The organism is Xanthomonas campestris pv. badrii, assembly GCF_012848175.1.
Lineage (GTDB): Bacteria > Pseudomonadota > Gammaproteobacteria > Xanthomonadales > Xanthomonadaceae > Xanthomonas > Xanthomonas campestris_C.
In genome coordinates, this window is record NZ_CP051651.1 from 2,500,360 (window position 1) to 2,522,902 (window position 22,543).

At 63.6% G+C, this 22,543-nt stretch carries 20 protein-coding genes and 1 tRNA gene; all 21 read right to left on the reverse strand.

Annotated elements, in window-relative coordinates:
- Entirely contained in the window at nt 1-792 is a 792-nt protein-coding gene (locus tag HG421_RS10520; protein ID WP_169706341.1) for a WecB/TagA/CpsF family glycosyltransferase, read from the reverse strand.
- Between the two features lie 4 nt (nt 793-796).
- Nucleotides 797-1,591 (reverse strand): polysaccharide pyruvyl transferase family protein, encoded by a 795-nt coding sequence (locus HG421_RS10525; protein ID WP_169706342.1) that lies wholly within the window; start codon nt 1,589-1,591, stop codon nt 797-799.
- 49 nt (nt 1,592-1,640) lie between these two features.
- Nucleotides 1,641-2,846 (reverse strand): glycosyltransferase, encoded by a 1,206-nt coding sequence (locus HG421_RS10530; protein ID WP_169706343.1) that lies wholly within the window; start codon nt 2,844-2,846, stop codon nt 1,641-1,643.
- 64 nt (nt 2,847-2,910) lie between these two features.
- Nucleotides 2,911-4,413 (reverse strand): lipopolysaccharide biosynthesis protein, encoded by a 1,503-nt coding sequence (locus HG421_RS10535; protein WP_169706344.1) that lies wholly within the window; start codon nt 4,411-4,413, stop codon nt 2,911-2,913.
- Nucleotides 4,410-5,447 (reverse strand): glycosyltransferase, encoded by a 1,038-nt coding sequence (locus HG421_RS10540; protein WP_169706345.1) that lies wholly within the window; start codon nt 5,445-5,447, stop codon nt 4,410-4,412. Before HG421_RS10540 ends, HG421_RS10535 begins: the two co-directional genes overlap by 4 nt.
- Nucleotides 5,444-6,586 (reverse strand): glycosyltransferase family 4 protein, encoded by a 1,143-nt coding sequence (locus HG421_RS10545; protein WP_169706346.1) that lies wholly within the window; start codon nt 6,584-6,586, stop codon nt 5,444-5,446. Before HG421_RS10545 ends, HG421_RS10540 begins: the two co-directional genes overlap by 4 nt.
- A 67-nt stretch (nt 6,587-6,653) precedes the next feature.
- The gene (locus HG421_RS10550; RefSeq protein ID WP_248279364.1) at nt 6,654-7,691 is read right to left on the reverse strand and encodes an acyltransferase family protein; all 1,038 of its coding nucleotides are present in this window, start codon (nt 7,689-7,691) and stop codon (nt 6,654-6,656) included.
- Between the two features lie 58 nt (nt 7,692-7,749).
- Nucleotides 7,750-8,841, reverse strand: a complete 1,092-nt coding sequence (locus HG421_RS10555; protein ID WP_169706348.1) for an acyltransferase family protein — start codon at nt 8,839-8,841, stop codon at nt 7,750-7,752.
- Nucleotides 8,838-10,127: a polysaccharide biosynthesis protein GumE gene (locus HG421_RS10560; RefSeq protein ID WP_169706349.1), complete on the reverse strand. Its 1,290-nt coding sequence runs from the start codon at nt 10,125-10,127 to the stop codon at nt 8,838-8,840. Before HG421_RS10560 ends, HG421_RS10555 begins: the two co-directional genes overlap by 4 nt.
- A gap of 94 nt (nt 10,128-10,221) precedes the next feature.
- A complete protein-coding gene (locus HG421_RS10565; protein WP_169706350.1) occupies nt 10,222-11,676 on the reverse strand; it encodes an undecaprenyl-phosphate glucose phosphotransferase in 1,455 nt (484 codons plus the stop codon).
- A gap of 243 nt (nt 11,677-11,919) precedes the next feature.
- Nucleotides 11,920-13,359: a GumC family protein gene (locus tag HG421_RS10570; protein WP_169706351.1), complete on the reverse strand. Its 1,440-nt coding sequence runs from the start codon at nt 13,357-13,359 to the stop codon at nt 11,920-11,922.
- Nucleotides 13,341-14,039: a polysaccharide biosynthesis/export family protein gene (locus tag HG421_RS10575; protein ID WP_169706352.1), complete on the reverse strand. Its 699-nt coding sequence runs from the start codon at nt 14,037-14,039 to the stop codon at nt 13,341-13,343. Before HG421_RS10575 ends, HG421_RS10570 begins: the two co-directional genes overlap by 19 nt.
- A gap of 470 nt (nt 14,040-14,509) precedes the next feature.
- Nucleotides 14,510-14,586, reverse strand: a tRNA-Pro gene (locus tag HG421_RS10580).
- A gap of 61 nt (nt 14,587-14,647) precedes the next feature.
- On the reverse strand, nt 14,648-15,004 hold the full coding sequence (locus tag HG421_RS10585; protein WP_005995911.1) for a MerR family transcriptional regulator: 357 nt from the start codon (nt 15,002-15,004) through the stop codon (nt 14,648-14,650).
- The gene (locus HG421_RS10590; RefSeq protein WP_002811076.1) at nt 14,985-15,284 is read right to left on the reverse strand and encodes an integration host factor subunit alpha; all 300 of its coding nucleotides are present in this window, start codon (nt 15,282-15,284) and stop codon (nt 14,985-14,987) included. The genes HG421_RS10585 and HG421_RS10590 overlap by 20 nt, the downstream gene beginning before the upstream one ends.
- A gap of 21 nt (nt 15,285-15,305) precedes the next feature.
- A complete protein-coding gene (gene pheT, locus HG421_RS10595; RefSeq protein WP_169706353.1) occupies nt 15,306-17,684 on the reverse strand; it encodes a phenylalanine--tRNA ligase subunit beta in 2,379 nt (792 codons plus the stop codon).
- A gap of 126 nt (nt 17,685-17,810) precedes the next feature.
- Nucleotides 17,811-18,806 (reverse strand): phenylalanine--tRNA ligase subunit alpha, encoded by a 996-nt coding sequence (locus HG421_RS10600; RefSeq protein ID WP_169706354.1) that lies wholly within the window; start codon nt 18,804-18,806, stop codon nt 17,811-17,813.
- 286 nt (nt 18,807-19,092) lie between these two features.
- Nucleotides 19,093-19,452, reverse strand: coding sequence for a 50S ribosomal protein L20 (gene rplT, locus HG421_RS10605; RefSeq protein ID WP_003484828.1), 360 nt, complete (start codon nt 19,450-19,452; stop codon nt 19,093-19,095).
- Between the two features lie 10 nt (nt 19,453-19,462).
- Entirely contained in the window at nt 19,463-19,660 is a 198-nt protein-coding gene (gene rpmI / locus HG421_RS10610; protein WP_002811096.1) for a 50S ribosomal protein L35, read from the reverse strand.
- 239 nt (nt 19,661-19,899) lie between these two features.
- Nucleotides 19,900-20,442 (reverse strand): translation initiation factor IF-3, encoded by a 543-nt coding sequence (gene infC / locus HG421_RS10615; RefSeq protein ID WP_082861869.1) that lies wholly within the window; start codon nt 20,440-20,442, stop codon nt 19,900-19,902.
- Between the two features lie 48 nt (nt 20,443-20,490).
- The gene (thrS, locus tag HG421_RS10620) at nt 20,491-22,395 is read right to left on the reverse strand and encodes a threonine--tRNA ligase (protein WP_169706355.1); all 1,905 of its coding nucleotides are present in this window, start codon (nt 22,393-22,395) and stop codon (nt 20,491-20,493) included.
- Nucleotides 22,396-22,543: the final 148 nt, after the last annotated feature.

Below are 22,543 nucleotides of genomic sequence, written 5' to 3' on the forward strand. Positions count from 1 at the left end.
TCAAGGCAGATGCTTGCCTGCGCGCAGGCAGGTGCGGAAGAACACCAGCAAGTCCCAGCTATAACGCTTGAGCAGGCGACGCGGCTCGTTGAGCAACCGGTACATCCACTCCATGTGCAGCCGGCGCACCCAGTTCGGCGCGCGCCGGGCAGTGCCGGACAGGAAGTCGAGCAGCGCGCCGACGCCGAACACCAACGGGACACGCAGCGCGTGGCTGTGGTCCAGGATCCAGCGCTCCTGCAAGGGGTTGCCGAAGGCCACCAGCAGCACATCGGCGCCGGACCGATTGATGCGTTCGGCCAGGCCTTCGCCGGCGGCGGCAAACTCGCCATAGCCATCGCACATGCCGACCAGCTGCTGCCCCAACGTTCCGGTCAAGGTTGCCGCCGCCGTTGCGCCGACACCCGGACGCCCGCCCAGCAGGAAGAACTTCAACGGCTGCGCGCTTTGCCGGCACAGGTAGGGGATCAGGTCGGTGCCATTGAGGTTGCCGGCAAAGCGTCGGCCATGAATCAACCGTGCCGCCAGATCCATGCCAATTCCATCGTTGACGATGCGCACACTGGGTTCGCGCATGCGCATCCGCAACGCCTGGCACTGCACGACGAAATTGGTATTGGCAAAGAACACCCGGCGCGGTTGCTGCGCCGCCAACGCATGGAACAGGTCCAGCGCGAAGGCTTCCTGGGTCGTGGACAGCACCGGAAAGCCGCCCAGTGGAATCACCACGCCCGGCGGCGCCGAGGTGGCGGCGGAAGTTGTGTCCACATCCATGCGCTGGCCCTGCATCATCGAATCACCAAAGGTCGTAAGGGAAGGCAGCCAGCAAGCCGGCCTGCAGCGTTTCCACGTCGAAGCTGCCATTGCCGCCCAGCGCCAGGCACTCTTCCACGGTGTTGCCCGAATGCCACTGGGTGCGCCCGGTGCCGTAGTAGTAGTCGTCGTACTTGAAGCGATCTTCGCCATTGCCCCAGTCCAGATACACCGCCGGGATGCCGTAGGCCTCGGCCAGGATCAGGCCATGCAACGAACTGCTGACCACCAGCTCAGCGCCCAGCAGGCGGCTCATGAAGGTCGCCGGCTTGACGTTGGGGAACACCAGGTGATCTGCGTAGGCGCTGTATTTTTCCACCGGCTCGTTGAAATGCGGAACGATGGCGAACGGCCGCTTTTCCACCGGGCCCAACGCCTCGGCCGGGAAGAACATCGGGGTCAACAGGCCGGGGTCGCCATAGACTTCCGGCACCGCGATGCCGCGATCCAGCAGGAATTGACGGGTCTTGGGCCCGCGCACCGCGCGCACGTCCAGCGTGCTGAAGGTATTGCGCTCGGCGGGAATCTTGCCGTTGATGCCGCTGCCCCAGACGGTGTCGCCGTCCTTGGCGAAATGCAGCACCGACCCGATCGCGATCAGCTTCTTGCTGAGATCGCGTTTTTCGATCAGCGTCTTGTCCTGCAACGACAGCACACAGGACACGATCACCTTGGAGAGGTGATCGCCCATGTTGACGCCAGCGTTTTTCGGCTGCCACCAGAACAATGCGCGACGTTCTGCGTGTTCTATCCACTTCTGCAGCAAAGCGTTGGCCATTGCCAAGGGTCTCCTGTGTCCTAAAAACGTGCGAGGTGCGCCGCATCGGTCAATGCGAGAGCGCGGCCTCCGAAGAAGCACGCGCGGCAGTGCCGGCGTGCTGCGGATACAAACGGGTTTCCGGATACGCGGCCGGATCCAGCACGCGGTCGGTGGTGTCCGACCAGTTCAGGCACTGGCGGTAACGCACGTGTGGCGCATCCAGCGCCAGACCGATCGCAGCAACGATCGACTCCGCATGACCGGGGGTATAGCCAAAACGGGACTGCTGGTACGGCCCGACAACCGCATTCGGGCAAACCGCAGGCAAACCGAAGAAATCGTACTGCAGCAACTTCATCGAGCTATCGGCCAGGTAGACCGGCACCTGTTCCGATGCATACGGCGCAATACCGAAGCGCGCGTGCTTGATGTAGCCGATGGTCTCGGCGTGCTTCATTTCACCATAGACCACGACGTTATCGCCATAGCCCGGGTGCCTGCCCATGCCTGAGCCGATCACGTGGAAGGTGACCTGCGGAAACGCCTTGCTGGCAACCACGAAAAATTCCGGATCGAACAACATCGACCCCACCGCTACGGCATGGATTCCCTCGCCATACGGCGACGGGTCTCCCAGTTGATCCAGGTTGTGATCCACGCCATGGCCGACGTGGTAGACATTGTCGCGGCTGGCGATCTCGTCTGCCATGGCCGGCGAGACCAGCGCAATCACGTCCAGCGTGGGCGCCACCCGATCGAACTCACGTTCGATATAGGACGCTACATTGATCGTGCTCAGGCCGTCGGAGGCGCGGTACACCAGCTTTGCCGCGGGATTGGTGCGCTTGGCGAGCTCGATGAACGCCACCGCGATACCGCTTTCGAACACGATCACGTCGGCGTCGCGCATCCAGTCGAGCAACTGGCGCGGTGGATGCGCCGCATACCAGCGGAACATCGCATTCTCCACCGACTGTAGCCAACTCCGGCGCGTATTGAAGGGGTGCACCGTGGTGCGCCACAGATAGCAATCCACACCCTTGTGCGAGACCACGGTGTTGGCGGTCTCATCCAGCGGCAAGCGCATGTCGCCCTTCATCCGCGACAGGCGGCTGTAGCGCAGCGAGAAGAACCGCGTGGTACCACGCTGCGCGAGCTGATCGGTGATGAAGTGGATGTTGGCGCGGCGCGGCGTGCGGTAATCGTGTGCGGACAAGACCAGATAGCAAGGCCGGCGAATGCCGGAAGCAGCGGCGGCGGGTGTATCGCTCATGGGCCGTGTCCTATGAATGAGTGAGAGAAAGCATGCCCGACGACAGGCGAAGACGATGTCGATCTCATCGGCGCGCCTTGGCCTGCGTCAGCAACTTGCGGATAGTGATGATGGAGACCACGTCGCGGCGGAATGCCGGCCAGATGCCCAGCATCAACAGGAAGACCGCGCCCATCACCGCAGCGCCAACGCCCAGCTGCTGCCACAACGGGCCGCCTACGGTAACCGATGCGTAGTACGCGCAGCCGCCGGCTAGCCCATAGGCCGCCATCGCACGCAGTGCATTGACGAAGAGCGCGCCGACCGGTGTGTCGGAAATCTTGCCGACCCAGATCAACGACAGCGGCCAGGTCACCAGCAGACCGAACGAATACCCGATCGCCACACCCATGGCGCCCCAGCGCGAACCGACGAAGATGCAGACGATCAGCACGATACGGCTCACCAGCGAATACACCAGCTGCTGCCGCATCAAACCCCTGGCCAGGAACACCCAATAAGTGGCATAAGCGGCGGTCTGGAAGATACCGCCCAGGGTAAGCACCTGGAACAGTGGCACCGCCTCGCGCCACTGTTCTCCAAGTACCAGCACGATCAACGGCATCGCCAGCGCGCAGGCGAACGAGAACAATGCCACGATCAGGTGCACCATCACCGTCTGCCCACGCAGCAGGAAGGCGCTGAAACGCTCGCGGTCGTCCTGCAGCTGCGACAGCACCGGCAGCGCCACGCTGGTGGCCGGTGCGTTGATCTGGTTCAACGGCATCATCAGCAGCTGGAATGCGCGGTTGTACAGGCCCAGCGCATCCGGACCGGTGCGCCAGCCGATGATCACCTGCCCCACGTTGCGGCTGGCATACCCGAGCAACTGTGCCGCCATCAGGTTCCAGCCGAAGCTCATGAAGTCGCGCATCGGGGCCGCGCGTTGGTAGCCGCCCGGCAACCAGCGTGCGCAACCTGCAGCGATCACCAGGTTGACCACCGCCTGCACCACCTGCTGCACCACCAGCGCCCAGTAACCCCACCCCAGCAACGCGGCAGCCACTGCCGCGCCCAGGCCCAGCACCTGCGAACCCACGTCGCTCAGCGCTACCTGCCCGAAGCGCAGCCCGCGGCTCAGATGCGCGCGGTACTGCGTGGTCATGCCATTGAGCAGGAAGGTCACCGCCAGCGCCTGGGAGATCGTGACCAGCGCCGGCTCTTTGTAGAAATTGGCGATCAGATGCGCCGACGCGAACACCAGCACCGACAGCCCCAGACCGATGCCGCTATTGATCCAGAACAGGTTGTCGCGCTGTTCGCGGCTGACGTGCTTGGCCTGGACCGCAGCGGCCGACAGGCCGAAATCGCGCAGGATTTCCGCGGCGCCGACGATGGCGGTAACCATGGCCATCAAACCGTAATCGTAAGGCGTCAGCAATCGCGCCAACAGGATGATGCCACCGAACTGCACCACCATCTTGACCGACTGGCCCAGCATGGTCACTGCGGCACCGCCGGCGGCACGCGAACCGAGACTGCGCTGCGGCGAGGCGGGGGGCGGCGGTGTAGGCGTTTGAGCGGTCACAGCGCAGCGTCTCCATCCTTGCCCAGCGCTTCCAGATAGGTGCGGTAGTGCAGCTGCCCGATACGCGGCCAGTCGCGCTGCGACAGATCCGGTGCCGGTCCGCGCGGTGCCGCGCGCACCTTGTCCAGCATGCCGGTCAGCAGCGCTGCATCGAAGTCGCCCTCATACAGGAACACCCAGCCCGGCCCCACTTCGTCGGCGATCGCCGCATTGGATTCGCTCCACGGCGCCAGCACCGGCCGCGCCAGCGACAACGCCAGCAGCAAGGTACCGGAGTTGTGCATCTGCCGGTACGGCAACACCACCAGTTCGGCCTCGCTGACTTCGCGCGCCAGCACCGGCTCTTCCACGTAGGCCAGCAGTGCGCTGATGCGCGGATCCTGCACGCATGCATCTTCCACCAGGGTCCGCATCTGCGGTGTCGCCGGGTTGCCGACGATCCGTAGATTCAGGCGCGCATCGCTCACCTGCTGCATCACGTCCAGCAAGGTTTCCACGCCCTTGTACGGGCGGATCAGGCCAAAGTGCAGCAGCCGCCCGGGAACAGTGCTGCCCTGGGGCATGGACGCGAACCAGTCGCGGTAATGTCCGTGCAGGATGGTGTCGGTGAACGGTGGACGCGGCGGCGTGGTCGCATTGATCCGGATCCAGCGACAGGTGAGCCGATCGATCCAGCGCAACAGGCTGCGTTCGCGCCAACCGCGATCTTCGTGTGGCGCCAGGTTGTGCAGGGTCCGCACGACCGGCGTGCCGGTCACCTGCAACCTGAGCAGCAACAAGGTCGCACATACCTGCTTGGCCAGCGTTCCCGCGGCGCTGGGATGGCGCAGCAGGTATTCGGGCCAATGCAGGTGTAGCACGTCGTAGTGCGAGAGCAACGCCGCGCGCATCGAGAAGTAGCGCGGTTGCACCGCGTCCGGGAGCGCGTCATACAGCTGGGTCAGATACGGGTTGGTGTTGGCGTTGGGCTGCTCGGTCGAGAACAGCACCGTGAGCTGCGGCTTCGCCGCCGCTGTGGCTGCGGGCGCGCTCATCGCCGCGTCTCCTGCGGGCGCGGCGCGCCCAATGCGATGTGGTACTCGTCGACATAGCGCCCGACCACGTGCTTCCAGTCGTACCGGCTCACATAAGCCATGGTGGCCGCGCGACGGCTTGCAAAGTCCGCGTCTGCCGTCAGCGCCAGTGCCTGCACCTGGTCGGCCGCCGCCTCGATACGGTCGCGGTTGACGATCACGCCCTGCCCCGACTCGGTGGCCAGCCGCACGAACGGCGGGATGTCGCTGAGGATGGGGATCAATCCTGCGCTCATCGCCTCCACCGCGGCAATGCCAAACCCTTCATGGCGCGACAGGCAAACGAAGAACTGCGCCTGCTGCATCAGCGCGCGCAACTGTTCCTGCGACGGCGACATGCTCAGCTGCACCTTGTCCTGCAACCCGCGCTCGGCAATGGCCTTGCGCAGGTCGGCCTCATTCAGATCGTATTCGCGGCCGGCAATGATCAGACGCCATTGTGGGTCGCGCTTGAGCGCAGCCTGCAGCAACTCCAGGGTTTCGATCAGGCCCTTGTTGACCGACCAGCGGCCGAAATACAGCATCGCCCGGCCAGGCGAGGCTGCGCCCTGCCCCGCGTATTTCTCCACATCCACACCGTTTTCGATCACGCGCAACCGCGCCGGCGAGACCACCTTCGCAAACAGGTCGCCGTCGTTTTCGCTGGTTGCAATAACCCGCGCATATGCCAGTGCCGAAGTACGCGTCAAGGTCTGGAACCACAGCTGCTTCATGCGCGAGGCGTAAGCGGTATGGAAGAAACCACCATGCGTGGACACCACCATCGGCTTGCGATGCAAGGGCTTGGTCAGCGCCAGATAGTCGTAGAAAAAATCGATGCCATGCAGATGCACCAGGTCCGCAGAGCGGATCGCACTCAGCACCGAGGGCGCCAGCGGATAGCGCGACGAGCCGCTATAGCCAATCCGCCGGATCGGCAGACCCTGGTAGGTTTCCTGCGGCGCCAGCTGTGCAGCGGGGTCGGTGAACACGCGATCGAGCGTGACCACCTCCACCGTATCGGCACTGGTAGCCTGATGCTGGCGGGCCACATTGAGAACGACTTCCTCCATCCCCCCGATCGACGGGTGGAATTGGCGGACGACATGCACCACTTTCATTTACGCCGATCTCCTGTGCCAGCGACGCGCACGCATGTACTGCGACGACTGATGATTCTGCAATTGGTCATTGACCCTTCAACCCCAACATCCATGGCGCCAGACGCACCAGCACCGCGCGCATCGGCACCGCGCATGCAATCGCGAACACGCTCAGGCCCATCGCCCAGATCGGCGACCCAATGAGCCCGCGATCCACCACCCCGGTGCGCGCAACCATGCTGGTCGCCACCAGGAACACCAGCGTGTGCGTGCAGAGAATCAGCAAGGTGTTGGTGCCGATCCACTGCCCCCACTGCCAGTTGCGAAGGAAATAGGCCACGCACAAGGTCATTGCCGTGCCAAGCAGGCTGACCAGCAGAAACAGCGCCGGCCAATGCCCGAACTGCAGGTTGTTGACATCCACCTGCCCGTTCCAGGCAGCCAGCACGCCCCATGCAGCCGCAACGACCGGCAAGGCCAGTGCCCATGCCAGTGCCGAGACCGAGCGCAGCGCATCGGCAAACCGCGACAGCGCACCGCCCACGGCGATGAAGAACAACGCAACCGGCAACACATCCAGCGCAAGCGGCAGGCGCATCTGCAGCGGCGGAAACCCGCTTGCCCAGGCCAATGCGAGCGGCAAGCCGAGCGCGGCCACCAAGGTGGCACTCAGGCGTGCGCGCAATGCAATGTAGCTCAGCGTCGTGACAAACAAGGCAGGCAGAAACCACAACGCCGGAAGCACATACAAACGTGTTCCGTTGGCCCACACCAAACCGGCCAATGGGTGCCACCACGGACGCGCGCCCGGTTGCTGAAATGCATGGTTGAGCACGGCCATCAACAGCCACACTCCGTACGCGAGCAGAAAAAAGCCCAGGTACGGGATCAGCAGCGTCCGCGCCAGCTTCTTGACCGTGGCCACGTTCAATGCGCGGTGCCCGAAGCGCTCGCCTACCCAGCCGGAGAGCACGAAGAACAGCGGCACGTGGAAGCTGTAGGCAAACAGCTTGTAGGCCGGCGGCATCCCGCTCGCATGCCCAAGCACCACCAGCACGATCGCCAGCGCCTTCGCAGCATCGATCTGCCAATCGCGCGTGGCTGCGGCCGCTGGCCGGGCCATCGTCCTGGCTGGCTCCGCAGCGGGAGAATACGCCCCCGTTCTCATGCCGCAGCGCCGGTCATGCCGTCACCGTGCGCGCACCCAAGGTCCACGGAGCAAAGCGCATCAGGAACCAGCGCATGGGCACACACGCGGCCAGCGCGAACACCGTGACGAAGATCGCCCAGCCCAGGCCCGGGCGCGCCGAGCCGAAGCCACCGGCAACTGCCGCAACACCGGACAGCACAAAGAACACCAGCATATGCGTGCACAGGATCAGCAGGGTGTTGCGACCGATCCACCGGATCCATGCCCAGCCCTGCACCAGCCGCGCCGCGCAGATCACCATCAGCGAGCCCAGCACCGCGCTGAGCAGGAACACCGCATGGCTGCGTCCGAACTGCAGCATGTTCACGTCGATACGCCCGTTGATCTGCGCCAGCCAGGCAACCGCAAACGCCAACACCACGGTCACCACCGCGCTGACCGGCAGCGATGTCGGCAGGCGTGGCGAGACATGGATCAGCAGTGCGCCGAGCGCGTAGAAACACAACGACACCGGTAGCACGTCCAGTCCGAAAAAAAGCCGGACCCCCTGCGCAGGGAACCAGTTCATCCAGACCCACGCCGCCACCAGCGCTACGGCAGCGATTGCCAGCGGCGGTAGCACGCGACGCAGCAGCATGTAGCCGATCACCGTCACCAGCATCACCGGCAGGAACCACAGCGGGGGCTGCACGTACAAATCCGGGCCGATGCCGGTCAGCAGCGACACGATGGGCTCCCACCACGGATGACTGCCCCAGCGCGCTGCCTTCTCACCGATATTGCGGGTCAGCAACCAGTACGCATAGCCCAGCAGATAGAAGGTGACATACGGCAGCAGCAGACTGCGCACCTGCTTGGTCATCGTCTGCGCCAGGCTGGTGGTGCGTGAGGCATAGCCTGCCGCCAGCCATCCCGACACCAGGAAGAACAACGGCACATGGAAGCTGTAGGCGAACAGGGTCATGCCATGCGGCACGCCCTTGGCATGGCAGAACACCACCAGCAGGATCGCAATCGCCTTGGCGGCATCGATCCGCGGATCGCGCGCGCGCGCGCCGGCCGCAACGCGCACGCCAGCGTCATGCACCTCGGACGGTGCCGGGCGGCTTTCCACCGCGCTCACCTCGATGCTCCCGCGGGCAACGCCAGCCGCGTGTTCTCATCGACTGGATCGCGCTCGACCGCAACCTCCGCGCTCGTTGCTGCAGACCAGGTCGGACGCATGTGCCACAGGCACCCACACACGAACCACCACAGCGCCGAGGTCTTGATCGAAAAGTAGCCGTTGGAGACCAGCAGGCTCAGCGCGAAGGCGAAGATGGCCAGGTTCTTGAACAGCTGGCCTTCCTTGCTTGGCATCAACAGCAGGAACGAGTACGACAACAGGAACGCCAGCACGCCGACGATCGACTGCGATGCAATGAAGTAGGAGATGCCGCTATCGAAGTAGCGGTAGGCCTGGGCGAAATCCAGCCCCATCCAGGACTCGAAGGAGAGATTGTTCATCGAGTGCACGGTGAAGAACACCCGACCCATCGTCGTGTCCTGGTAGGCGGTGATCCCGGTGACCCACACCAGCAACCATGCGCTCATGATCACCAGCAAGAACACCAGAAACGCCAGGCGCTGATCCAGGCGTTTCAACAGCGGCGTCAGCAACACCATCAACACGCAGGTGCCCGCCGCCAGTCGTCCATCCGAGGCCACGATCATGAAACCGATCAATCCCACCGACAGGATCAATGCAGCCGGACGCATCCAGCGCCAGAACACCAGCACGATGGCGGTGAAGAAACAGATGTAGTTGCCCATCGTCACCGGCTCGATGAACCACGACGAGGCACGCGGCAGATTGGACCCAGGCAGGAAGTTACGCTCGCCCGGACGCGTGGCGCTGACGAACAGATTGCTGTCTTCGTTCCAGAACCCTTCGGCGCTCATGCCGCGGGCGTTGACGAAGAAGCTCTTCGGGTTGACCAGGTCGCCGTACGCGGTCGGCATTGCCAATTCGAAGGCCGCCACCAACGAGACGATGATGGTCATGCGGATGAACAACTTGGGTAGCGAGCCGGTATACGCCGAGCCCAGCACCACGAACGCGAACACCACCAAGGCGTCGCGGAAGAACTTCGGATCGATCTGCCAGTTCACCAGAAACCGTACGAACATCAGCAGGACGATCAACCCCAGCCCACTGATGACCAACGCAAGCCGCTTGCGGCTCAGCGCACCGAGGCCCAACAGGAAGCAGGCCGCATAGACCATGAACTCGACCGCATAGGTGATCACCGGCCGGACGGTGAACACGTTCGCATTGATCAAGGCCAACACCAGGTTGTAGCCCACCCCGACCATCAAGGTCAGCTCGATGAGCCGGTTGTGCCAGCGAACGCGGGTCTCTTCGCTCATTCGGATCAGCATGCAGGCGCCTGCCTGAAAGGGGCGGCTGCAATGCAGCCGCCCGCGGCGCCGGACGCGCCAGGTCGCACGCTTCCCACCATCATCAGTATGCGGTCTTCTGTCCGAGCACGCGCACCGCAGTCAGCACGATGATGCGGATATCCAGCCACAGCGACCAGCGACGGATGTAGTCGAGGTCGTACTGGATGCGCTTCTTCATCGTCCGCAGCTCTGGGGTCTCACCGCGGAAACCGTTGACCTGCGCCCAACCGGTGATGCCCGGCTTGACGTAGTGGCGCTGCATGTAATGGTTGATCAGCTTTTCGTAGTGCGTGTTGTGCTGCGCCGCATGCGGACGCGGGCCCACGATCGACATGCTGCCACCGAGCACATTGAAGATCTGCGGCAGCTCATCCAGGCTGCTACGACGCAGGAACGCGCCAAACCGGGTGATACGCGTATCGTTCCTGGTCGCCTGCTGGATGGTGGTGCCATGATCGTCATGCACGCGCATCGAGCGGAACTTGAACATGTAGAACTCGCGGCCGCCCAAGCCATGACGGCGCTGGCGGAAGAACACCGGGCCCGGCGAGCTCAGCTTGACACCCACGGCAATCGCAGCCATCAGCGGCCACAGGCCCATCAGCGCAATCACGGCCAGGATCTTGTCCTGCAACGCCTTGGCCACCACGAAATAATTGTCGCGGTCCACGCCACCCTGGCGCAGGTTGATCACCGGGGTGTTGCCGATCTGCTCACCGGACTGGTTCAACAGACCGAAGTCGAACAGGTCGGGCACCAGCTTCACATTGATCGGATAGCGATCCAGGCGCTGCAACAGCTGCTTGATATGGTCGCGCTCGCCCAGCGGCAGCGAGATCCACACCTGCTCGACCTGGTTTTCCTTCAGGTAGTCGACCAGCGCATCCGGCTCGCCCAGGCACGGCAGCGACTGGCGCTGCTCGGTCACCGCGATGTCGTATGGAGTGCGGAAGTAACCGACCAGGTTCATGCCCACCCACGGGTTGCGGCTCAGGTAATGGTTGATCTTCATCACCGGGTGACGCAGGCCGACCACCACCACGCGCTGCACGTCCACGCCCTGGGCACGCAGATGGTTCAGGAAGCCGCGCAGCAAGGTGCGGGCCGCCACCAGCGATGCCAGGCCGCCAACGAACCAGAGACCGATCCAGCCGCGCGAGACCTGCTCGCCCACCTGCACGATCAGCGCATGCACTGCGAACAAGGCGAACACGCCGCCGAAGGCACCACCGAGCACCATCAACTCGCTCAGCAATCCGCGACCACGCCAGCTGCGATACAGCGGAAACAGCGCGAAGCAGATCACCGAGTACAACAGCGTGGTGGCGATGGCGACCCGGTATGGCGCCGCCGGCACCCAGGAGCCGAACACGATGCGATAGGCGACCAGGCCGGAAACGACCACCATGGTCAGGTCGAAAACGCGCAGTACCAGATCGGCTGCAGCCGAATACTTGGACAACAATCGTGGCGAGGATGTGGTGTAAGTCGCGCTACTCAAGTCTGCCAAAAGCATGGGGATGTCCTCCAAACTCGATACGGCGCATGCGGGGGAACATACGAATCGCACGCGAGCTTTCAATCATCTCCGCCGCATGATCACCGCGGTAATACCTACCGACCCCAGATCAAGCGACAGCCCTTTGTTTCAACAGAGACAAACTTTCAAACGAAGGAGCCCGAAACATACGGGATCCGACCTTTTCCACACTGAATCAGTTGTCACTTTAATTAACCACCGTTTTGCAACACCACGATGTCAGTTCAATCGTGTTTCCGGCCCATTGCTCCGCAGGAAGTAGCGCACGAGCGCCACCGCCAGACCAAGGAATACGCCAAAGATGAAACCCAAAGCGAGGTTCAATTTGAGTTTCGGCGAAGTCTTAGACGTAGGCACATCTGCAGTGTCGACGATGGTCACGTTGTTGGCGCCGACGTTGCTCGCGACACCGATCTCCTTGTAACGCTGCAGGAGCGCATCGTAGAGCTGGCGGTTGGTATCCACGTCGCGCTTCAGCATGTTGTAGCGGATGCTGCGGCTCTGCAGATCGAGTTCGCTGTTGCGCAGGCCGGCAATGCGTTCGTTGAGCAACTGCTCCTGATGCACGGACGCGTCGTAGGTCGCCTTGAGCGACTGGCGAACGTTGACGATCTCGCCATTGATCTGCCGGCGCGACTCTTCGATCTGCGCCTTCAGGCGCTGCATTTCCGGGTAATCCGGCTTGAAGGTCGACAGCTTCTGCTGGTACTCGCTGGTCAGGCGTACCTGCTCGCCGCGCAGCGTCTGGATCAACGGGCTGCTCAGCACCTGCGGCAGCGACATCGCGTCGCCGCTCGCAGCCTGACGCCAGGCGGCCTCGGCCTTGATGCGCGCATCCTGCGCCGAAGCCAGCAGTGCGTTGAGGTCGGTCAGGTTCTGCGCAGGCAATGAAGGCTTGTCGTCGCCCACCGACACGATCTGCTCATCGGTCGAATACGCCACCAGCGACTTCTCCGAGTCCTCGACCTTGGAACGCAGTTGCTCCAGACGCTCGGCGAGGAACTTGGTCGCAAACGAAGACGCCTTCATGCGGCGCTCCTGCGTGCTGACGATGAACACCTTCGCATATGTGTTGGCGATCTTTGCCGCCAGCACCGGGTCCGGCGAATCGTAGTTGACGTAGACCAGGCGCGAATTGAGGATCGGCTCGACCACCAGACCTGCCAGCAGGGTATTGGTCAGGCTGCGCTCGATGATCGCCTGACGCGAATCGAGCGACTTGCCGGCCTCCGGATTCTTGGCCGCAGCCTTTTCCAGCGCCTCTTCCACCTGCTCCTTGAACGCAGGCTCCTGGTCGAGCTTGGCTTCGCGAATCACCGCACGCGCCAGCGACCGGCTTTGCAACAGCTGGTACTGGGTCTGGTAGAAGTCGCGATCCTGCGGCGACTCCACCGGCATCAGGTTGTCGACATTCACCACGTTGAGCGAGTCGCGCTCGATCTGCAGCGTACTGGTGGCGCGATACTTTTCCGGCATCAGGAAGGTGATCACCAGCGCCAGCAGGGTCGCGCCGATGGTGATCAGGATGATCAGCCAGCGCTGCGACACCAGCGCGCGCCAGTAGTCGAGCAAGCTCACATCTGCCAGTTCAAGATGCCCATGGCGCTGCGACGGCGAGGAACGATTGTCGGAATTCATACTCATCGGTAAGCGCGCCACACCATCACCAAGGGGGTCAGTTCCAGCATGGTGCGCAGCCAGACGCGCGCATCCGAGCGATACACCACAACGATGTCGCCACCGTAGATCTCAGGGTCCGGATTGGCGCCCTTCTCGATCTCGGTCAGGTCGAAACGCGCGATCATCTTCTGCCCGTTGACCATGCGAAACACGATCACGTTGCCGCGGCTCGCCACGGTACTGACGCCCTTGGCCTGCGCAACAGCCTGCTGCAGGGTCAGGTTGGCGCCGATGACCGGATAGATGCCGGGTTCGGTGACGGCGCCGGTGACGGTGACGCGGCGGCCATTGGATTCCTGCACGAACACCGACACCTGGGGATTTTGCAGGTACCCGTTGCGGTAGCGCTCGGCCACCATCTTCTCCAGCTCGCCGACACCCATGCCGGCGGCATTGACGTCGCCGATCAACGGCAGCGAGATATGACCGTTCTGATCGATACGGACCTGCCGCTCCAGATCGTCGATCTGGAAGACCTTGACCAACAACAGATCGCCCGGGGAGAGTCGATACTCGGGTTGCACTGCGGACATTGCGAGCGGATCGGGAAGCGGCAACGATGTCGCCATGTCCTTCCCGGTGCTGCAGGCACCCAGTGTCATCGAGCAGATCAACGCCAGGCTCAGGGCTTGGCAAAATCGTCCGATCAGTTTCTTCATGCGTGTGGCTGGCTGCCTCGGTTGGGTGGGACAGGAGCTCGCGCAGCATTCAACCGGCCAAACACGCCAGCACGAACGTACGACAGAGGGTTCATCCCGGAGCACCGGGATCACGACGGGTGTGGCGTGTTGCACTGCACTATGGCACAGAAAGATCGCACCGCAAGACGCCGCACGCCATTTTTTTGACGGCGTTGGCCTATTGATTCAAGTTCGTCGATAGCGCGTTAAAAAACCGTGATCCACGTTCTAGTTCGCACCCAAGGATTTGGAGCATTTTCGGACACTTAGCATCATTGCGTGATCCAGGTCCATAGCGAACCGGACCGCAAAAAACCGGGCGCTAGCGCGCCATTCATGCTGCGCTGCGATATGCCGATCTGCATATCTACCGGGCCGCGTGGAGACATGAAATGCAATGTTGCATCGCAACAAAAAAGCCCATGTCATGACGACATGGGCTTGTTGTTTGGTCGGGGTAGCCGGATTCGAACCGACGACCACTAGTCCCCCAGACTAGTGCGCTACCAGGCTGCGCTATACCCCGGAGATGTTGCGTCCCGCCGCGAGGGCGGCCTGCGATTATAGCGGCTTTGTGAAACGTTTTCCTAGCGGCGCAGCAATTGCAGCACTTCTTCCAGCTCCATCCGTACCTGCTTGATGATCTGGTTGCTCAATGCCGACTCGCTCTTGGCGCCATCGCCCTCCAGACGCAGGCGCGCACCGCCGATGGTATAGCCCTGCTCGTAGAGCAGGCCGCGGATCTGCCGCACCATCAATACGTCGTGGCGCTGGTAGTAGCGCCGATTGCCGCGCCGCTTGACCGGCTCCAGGCTCGGAAACTCCGTCTCCCAGTAGCGCAGCACGTGCGGCTTGACGTCACATAGCTCGCTCACTTCACCGATGGTGAAGTAGCGCTTGGCCGGAATCGGCGGTAGCTCGCGATTACTGCCCGGATCCAGCATAAGCCTCCACCCGTTCCTTGAGTTTCTGGCCCGGGCGGAAGGTCACCACCGTGCGGGCCGAGATCGGAATTTCCTCACCGGTCTTGGGATTGCGACCGGGCCGTTGGTTCTTGCGCCGCAGATCGAAGTTGCCGAAACCGGACAGCTTCACCTGACGGCCCTGCTCCAGCGCATCGCGCAGCACGTCGAAGAACGCATCGACAAATTCCTTTGCCTCACGCTTGTTCAGACCAACCTCGTCGAACAGACGCTCGGCCATCTCCGCTTTCGTCAATGCCATGCCAATCCCCTGGTTACCGCCTCAACTCCGGATCCGGGCGCGGTGCTCGCGCTCGACCACCGCCACCACATCGGTCACGACCGCATCCACGTCCCGGTCGGTGAGAGTGCGCGAGTTATCCTGCAAAATCAAGCCCATAGCCAGACTCTTGAAACCTGGCTCGACCCCCTGCCCGACATAGCGGTCGAACAACTGCACCTCGCGCAGCAACGGACCGACCGCCGTCTGCACGCTGGCCGACAGCGACGCCCAACTCACCTGCTCCGGCACCAGGAAGGCCAGGTCGCGGCGCACCGAGGGGAAGCGCGACAGCTCGCCGGCACGCGGCAAGGCGCGCTGCACCAGCGGTGCAAGCTCCAACTCGAACGCCACCACGTCCACGTCGATGTCCATCGCCTTGGCCAGGCGCGGATGCACCTGCCCGATCCAGCCGATACACACCCCGTCGCGATGGATGTCAGCCGAACGGCCCGGATGCCCGAACGGCTGTGCCGACGGACGGAACTCCAGCACCGCACCACTGGCCGCGGCCAGCGCCAGCAGGTCGCCCTTCACATCATGGAAGTCCACCTTGCGTGCCGGCTCGCCCCATTGCAGCGCCAGCGCATCGCCGCACACTGCAGCGGCAACGTGCTGGGCTTCGCGCGGCGCCATGCCCGCATCGGCGGCAGCGGCAAACACCTTGCCCAGCTCGAACAGGCGGACGCGCCCGGCCTGGCGCGCCGCGTTGCGGCCCAGGGTCGCCACCAGGCCCGGCAGCAGGCGCGGACGCATGATGGCCAGCTCCGCGCTGAGCGGGTTGGCCAGCGGCACCAATCCTTCGCTGAGCTGCCACCGCTGCAGCAGGTCGGCATCGACGAAGGCGTAATTGATGGTCTCCTGCAGTTCGCGCGCCACCAGCTGGCGGCGCACGGTGAGCTCGTCCAGCTGGGTCTCGCTCGGCATCGCGATCCGGCTGGCACCGCCGGGCAGCGTGGTCGGCACCCGGTCATAGCCATGGATGCGCGCCAGCTCTTCGATCAGATCTTCCTCGATGGCGATGTCGAAGCGACGGCTCGGCGCCATCACCTGCCAGCCCTCGGCCACGGCCTCGAGCTGCATGCCGAGCGCGCTCAGGATGCGCACCACCTCCGCATCGTCGATCTGGATACCGAGCACGCGTGCGATCCGCGCGCGGCGCAATACGATCGGTGTGGCCTGCGGCAGATGCTGCGGCAACTGGGCATGCACCACCGGGCCCGGCGTACCGCCGGCCAGATCCAGCACCAGGCGCGTGGCCACTTCGATGGCCTGCGGCGCCAGCGCCGGGTCCACCCCACGCTCGAAGCGATGGCCGGCATCGGTGTGCAGGCCGAGCTTGCGACCACGTCCCATGATCGCGGCCGGATCGAAATACGCCGATTCCAGGAACACGTTGCGGGTGGTCTCGGTGACCCGCGTGTCCAGCCCGCCCATCAACCCGGCCAGCGCCACCGGACGGCCGGCATCGGTGATGGTCAGAAAAGAATCGTCCAACGTGACCTGACGCCCATCCAGCAGCGCCAGCTGCTCGCCGGCGCGCGAACGGCGCACGCCGATCGGCCCCTGCAAGGTGTCCAGGTCGAAGGCGTGCATCGGCTGGCCCAGTTCCAGCATCACGTACTGGGTGATGTCCACCAGCAACGACACCGGGCGCACACCACTGCGACGCAGGCGCTCGGCCAGCCAGACCGGCGTGGTCGCAGCCGGATCGATGCCTTCGATCACGCGCCCGCAATAGCGCGGGGCCTCGTTGCCGGCGTCCAATTCCACCGCCAGCGTCCGCGTGGACACTGGCGCAACGGCAGCCGCGTCGAAGGCCACCACTTCGCTGGCGCAAGCAGCCGCCACATCGAAGGCAATGCCGCGCACGCTGAAGCAATCGGCGCGATTGGGAGTGAGCTTGATCTCGATGCTGGCGTCGGGCAGGCCGAGATACTCGGCCAGCGCCTGACCCACCGGCGCATCGTCCGGTAGTTCGAACAGGCCGGAGGCATCGTTGTCCAGGCCCAGTTCCCTGGCCGAGCACAACATGCCGTTGGAGGGCACGCCACGCAGCTTGGCCGCGGCGATGGTCAGCTCGCCGATCTGCGCACCGACCAGCGCCAACGGCGCCACCAGGCCTGCACGCGCATTGGGTGCGCCGCACACGATCTGCAGCAACTCGCCCTGCCCGGCATCGACACTGCAGACCTGCAGGCGGTCAGCCTCCGGATGCCGCACCGCTTCGACGATTCGTGCCACCACCACCTGGCCCAGCGACTCGCCCAACGGCGTCACCTCTTCCACCTCCAGACCGATCGCCGTCAGCGTCGCAGCCAACTCCTCGCGGCTGGCCTGGATAGGAACGTGGCTACGCAGCCAATTTTCTGAGAATTTCATGGAGAACCGGGAATCGGGAATGGGGAGTGGGGAATCGCAAAAGCGGGGTTACCAGGCGTCCGGAAAGGAATCGACAGAGCGTACGGCTCTTACGATTCCCGATTCCCGAATCCCGATTCCCTGCCGTCAGGCAAACTGCCTGAGAAAACGCACATCGTTTTCGAAGAAGGCGCGCAGGTCGTTGACGCCGTAGCGCAGCATCGCAAAGCGCTCCACGCCCAGGCCGAAGGCGAAGCCGGTGTAGCGCTCCGGGTCGATGCCGACGCTGCGCAGCACGTTCGGGTGCACCATGCCGCAGCCCAGCACTTCCAGCCAGCGTGTGCTGCCATCGGGCTGCTGCCAGGCGATGTCCACTTCCGCACCCGGCTCCACGAACGGGAAATAGCTGGGACGGAAACGCATTTCGAAATCGCGCTCGAAGAAGGCGCGCACGAACTCGGACAAGGTGCCCTTGAGATCGGCGAAGGTGGAATGTTCGTCCACCAGCAGCCCCTCCACCTGATGGAACATCGGCGAGTGGGTCTGGTCCGAATCGGAGCGATACACCTTGCCGGCGGCGATCATGCGCAGCGGCGGCGTGTGTGCGTCCATGTAGCGCACCTGCACACCGGAGGTGTGGGTCCGCAACAGGCGGCCGTCGCCGAAATAGAACGTGTCGTGCATCGCGCGCGCCGGATGGTGCGGCGGGAAGTTCAGCGCTTCGAAGTTGTGCCAGTCGTCCTCGATTTCCGGGCCGTCGGACAACTCATAGCCCAAGCGCGCAAAGATCTCGACGATGCGCTCGAGCGTGCGCGTAACCGGGTGCAATCCACCGCGTTCGCTGCGACGCCCCGGCAAGGTGACATCGATCCGCTCCCCGGCCAGACGTGCGTCCAGCGCGGCGTTTTCCAGCGTGTGCTTGCGCTCGGACAACGCCGCGGTCAGCGCATCGCGCGACAGGTTGATCGCTTCGCCAGCGGCCTTTCGCTGATCGGCCGGCAGCGTGCCGAGCTGCTTGAGCTGGGCGGTGATGCTGCCGCTCTTGCCCAGCAAGGCGACCCGCAATGCTTCCAGTTGGTCCGGCGTCTGCGCGGCGGCGACATCGGCCAGCGCGCGCTCGGTCAGGGATTGAATCTCACTCATTGCACTTGCGCCTCAACTGCTAGCCGAACGGTGTTTCCGGATGCACCGGAACGCATTGTCACTGGACCAACCTGCCATCACCCACTTGGTGGCTCCGCAAAAACGCAAAAGGGGAAGGACTCGCGCCCTTCCCCCTGCATCTCTGCGTCTCATCTCACCGAAGGCATGCACACCAAGTGTGACTACATCCGATGACCCGCTTTCTAAGCAGTCCGCACATGGATGTGCGGGCTCCTGCGAGGGACTCGCACATACGGCGTGCGGGCTCTTGCAGAGGGACCTGCATTTACGCCGCCAGCGCGCCCTTTGCCTTCTCGGCCAGCGCGGCAAAGCCGGCGGCGTCGTGCACGGCGATATCAGCCAGCACCTTGCGGTCCAGGGTGATGCCAGCCTTGAGCAGGCCGTTCATGAAACGGCTGTAGCTCAAGCCGTTGATGCGGGCAGCCGCATTGATGCGGGTGATCCACAGCGAACGGAAATTACGCTTCTTCTGCTTGCGGCCAATGTAGGCGTACTGCTGTGCCTTGATGACTGCCTGCTTGGCAACGCGGAAGACCTTGCGGCGAGCGTTGTAGTAACCCTTCGCCAGGGTCAGGATTTTCTTGTGGCGGCGACGCGCCTGTACGCCACGCTTTACTCGTGCCATGGGTCAGTCCTCAGAGGTAGGGAAGCATACGATCGAGACGGCCAGCGTCCTCGGCACGGACGTGGTTCGTCTGCCGCAGGTTGCGCTTGCGCTTGGTCGCTTTCTTCGTGAGGATGTGGCTACGGTTTGCGTGGCCGCACTTGTACTTGCCGGAGGCGGTCTTGCGGAAACGCTTGGCCGCCGCCCGGTTGGTCTTGATCTTGGGCATTGCAATGTCCTTGATGGTGTTTTGTCACTGACACGGGCGGCAGTCCTGCGACCACGCTTTCCATCCTTGCCCTTGCCTGCTTGTAAGTCCTTGATCGAACACGATCCGGACAGGTCCTGGTGCCGCTTGCGCGGCGCCCCGGCAAAACCGGGCCGCGCAGTCTACCCGTTGCCGGGAATTCTTGCAAATCGAGCCATGCTCGCCGCGGCCGGCCCGGTCGGGGCCGCCGCGGCAGCGGGTCAGATCTTCTTCTTCGGCGCGATCATCATGACCATCTGACGCCCTTCCAGGCGCGGACGGGATTCGATGACGATGTCGTCGCCCAGATCGGCCTCGATCCGGGCCGCCATCTCGCGGCCCAGCTCCTGGTGGCTCATTTCACGGCCACGGAAGCGGATGTTGACCTTGACCTTGTCGCCCTCTTCCAGAAAACGGCGCATGTTGCGCAGCTTGATCTGGTAGTCGCCCTCGTCGGTCACCGGGCGGAACTTGAGTTCCTTGATCTCGACCTGCTTGGTCTTCTTCTTGGCCTCGTTGGCCTTCTTCTGCTGCTCGAACTTGAACTTGCCGAAGTCCATGATCTTGCAGACCGGCGGATCGGCCTGCGGCTGGATTTCGACAAGATCCAGGCCTTCTTCCTCGGCCTTGGCGAGCGCTTCGTCGCGCGACAACACGCCGACCATCTCTCCGTCGCTGCCGATCACGCGGACGCGCGGCACACGGATTTCTTGGTTCTTGCGGTTCTGTTTGTTGTCAGGGGTACTGATATTGCAATCTCCCAGGGGAATCGAACCGGCGCATCCGGATCATCCAGACCGGCCGGGGTTGGCTCACGCTGCCTGCTCTGCCTGCAGACGCTCGATGAAGGCCGAAACCGTCATGGTTCCAAGGTCCTCTCCCGATCGCGTCCGCACGGCAACCGCGCCATTTTCCTTCTCGCGGTCGCCGACCACCAGCAGATAGGGCACGCGTTGCAGCGTATGCTCGCGAATCTTATAACCGATCTTCTCGTTACGCAAATCGGCGCTGACACGGAAGCCTTGATTTGCAAGGGTTTTCCGAACCGAGTCGACATATTCGGCCTGAGCGTCGGTGATGTTGGCGACAACGACCTGGACCGGAGCCAGCCAGGACGGGAAGGCGCCGGCATGGTGCTCGATCAGGATACCGATGAAACGCTCCATCGAACCGACGATGGCCCGGTGCAGCATCACCGGATGCTTCTTCTGGCTGTTTTCGTCCACGTACTCGGCGCCCAGGCGACCGGGCATCATGAAGTCGACCTGCATGGTGCCCAGCTGCCAGGTACGGCCGATGGCGTCCTTGAGGTGGTACTCGATCTTGGGGCCATAGAAGGCGCCCTCGCCCGGCAGCTCCTGCCACTGCACCCCGCACACGCCCAGCGCGCTGCGCAGCGCAGCTTCGGCCTTGTCCCAGGTGGCATCGTCGCCCAAGCGCTTTTCCGGGCGCAGCGCGATCTTGATCTGGATGTCGTCGAAGCCGAACGCGGTGTACACCGCCAGCGCCTGCTGGTGGAAGGCGGTGACTTCGGACTCGATCTGCGATTCCAGGCAGAACACGTGCCCGTCGTCCTGGGTGAAGCCGCGCACGCGCAGGATGCCGTGCAGCGCGCCCGAGGGCTCGTTGCGGTGGCAGGCGCCGAACTCGCCGTAGCGAATCGGCAGGTCGCGGTAGCTGTGCAGGCCCTGGTTGAACACCTGCACGTGGCCGGGGCAGTTCATCGGCTTGACCGCGTAGGTGCGCTTTTCCGACTCGGTGAAGAACATCGCGTCCTGGTAGTTGTCCCAGTGGCCGGATTTCTGCCACAGTGACACGTCCAGGATCTGCGGGCAGCGCACTTCGCCGTAGCCGCTGTCGCGGTAGACCTTGCGCATGTACTGCTCGACCACCTGCCACAGCGACCAGCCCTTGGGGTGCCAGAACACCAGGCCGGGCGCTTCTTCCTGCAGGTGGAACAGGTCCTGCGCCTTGCCGATGCGGCGGTGGTCGCGCTTGTCGGCTTCTTCCATGCGCAGGATGTAGGCATCGAGCTGTTTCTTGTCGGCCCAGGCGGTGCCGTAGATACGCTGCAACTGCTCGTTCTTGGCATCGCCGCGCCAGTAGGCGCCGGAGATGCGGGTCAGCTTGAACGCCTTGAGGAAGCGCGTGTTCGGTACATGCGGGCCCCGGCACATGTCCACGTATTCCTGGTGGTAGTACAGGCCCATCGCGGTGATGTCCTCGGACATGTCCTCGATCAGGCGCAGCTTGTACTCCTCACCGCGCTGGGCGAACACCTCGATCACCTCGGCGCGCGGGGTGACCTTCTTGATCACGTCGTAGTCCTGCGCGATCAGTTCCTGCATGCGCTGCTCGATCGCGGCCATGTCTTCGGGCGTGAACGGGCGCTCGCTGTAGATGTCGTAATAGAAGCCTTCGGCGATGACCGGGCCGATCACCATCTTGACTTCGGGATACAGCTGCTTGACCGCGTGGCCGACCAGGTGGGCGCAGGAGTGGCGGATGATTTCCACGCCTTCGGCATCCTTGGCGGTGATGATGCGCAGGCTGGCGTCGTGGTCGATGACGTCGCTGGCGTCGACCAGCTGGCCATCGACCTGGCCGGCGATGGTGGCCTTGGCCAGGCCGGCGCCGATCGACTGGGCGACCTGCATCACCGAGACGGGGGATTCGAATTCGCGGCGGCTGCCGTCGGGGAGCGTGATGTTGATCATGGGCAAGAATGAGGTCTGGTCTGGCTGCAGCCGGCGGCTGCCATTGAAGGCCTGACCATTGCTGGGCAGGCTCGGGGAGAAGCGGGAAAGGTCATGCGCAAGACCGCGTCGCGGGCGCCAGGGACACGGGCGCCGGTCGGGATCAGCG

Excerpts from the sequence above, each read along its gene's own strand:
- HG421_RS10520 (WP_169706341.1), bottom strand. The coding sequence starts at position 792 with ATGATGCAGGGCCAGCGCATGGATGTGGACACAACTTCCGCCGCCACC.
- HG421_RS10525 (WP_169706342.1), bottom strand. The coding sequence starts at position 1,591 with ATGGCCAACGCTTTGCTGCAGAAGTGGATAGAACACGCAGAACGTCGC.
- HG421_RS10530 (WP_169706343.1), bottom strand. The coding sequence starts at position 2,846 with ATGAGCGATACACCCGCCGCCGCTGCTTCCGGCATTCGCCGGCCTTGC.
- HG421_RS10540 (WP_169706345.1), bottom strand. The coding sequence starts at position 5,447 with ATGAGCGCGCCCGCAGCCACAGCGGCGGCGAAGCCGCAGCTCACGGTG.
- HG421_RS10545 (WP_169706346.1), bottom strand. The coding sequence starts at position 6,586 with ATGAAAGTGGTGCATGTCGTCCGCCAATTCCACCCGTCGATCGGGGGG.
- HG421_RS10550 (WP_248279364.1), bottom strand. The coding sequence starts at position 7,691 with ATGGCCCGGCCAGCGGCCGCAGCCACGCGCGATTGGCAGATCGATGCT.
- HG421_RS10560 (WP_169706349.1), bottom strand. The coding sequence starts at position 10,127 with ATGAGCGAAGAGACCCGCGTTCGCTGGCACAACCGGCTCATCGAGCTG.
- HG421_RS10565 (WP_169706350.1), bottom strand. The coding sequence starts at position 11,676 with ATGCTTTTGGCAGACTTGAGTAGCGCGACTTACACCACATCCTCGCCA.
- HG421_RS10575 (WP_169706352.1), bottom strand. The coding sequence starts at position 14,039 with ATGAAGAAACTGATCGGACGATTTTGCCAAGCCCTGAGCCTGGCGTTG.
- HG421_RS10585 (WP_005995911.1), bottom strand. The coding sequence starts at position 15,004 with ATGCTGGATCCGGGCAGTAATCGCGAGCTACCGCCGATTCCGGCCAAG.
- HG421_RS10590 (WP_002811076.1), bottom strand. The coding sequence starts at position 15,284 with ATGGCATTGACGAAAGCGGAGATGGCCGAGCGTCTGTTCGACGAGGTT.
- pheT (WP_169706353.1), bottom strand. The coding sequence starts at position 17,684 with ATGAAATTCTCAGAAAATTGGCTGCGTAGCCACGTTCCTATCCAGGCC.
- HG421_RS10600 (WP_169706354.1), bottom strand. The coding sequence starts at position 18,806 with ATGAGTGAGATTCAATCCCTGACCGAGCGCGCGCTGGCCGATGTCGCC.
- rplT (WP_003484828.1), bottom strand. The coding sequence starts at position 19,452 with ATGGCACGAGTAAAGCGTGGCGTACAGGCGCGTCGCCGCCACAAGAAA.
- rpmI (WP_002811096.1), bottom strand. The coding sequence starts at position 19,660 with ATGCCCAAGATCAAGACCAACCGGGCGGCGGCCAAGCGTTTCCGCAAG.
- thrS (WP_169706355.1), bottom strand. The coding sequence starts at position 22,395 with ATGATCAACATCACGCTCCCCGACGGCAGCCGCCGCGAATTCGAATCC.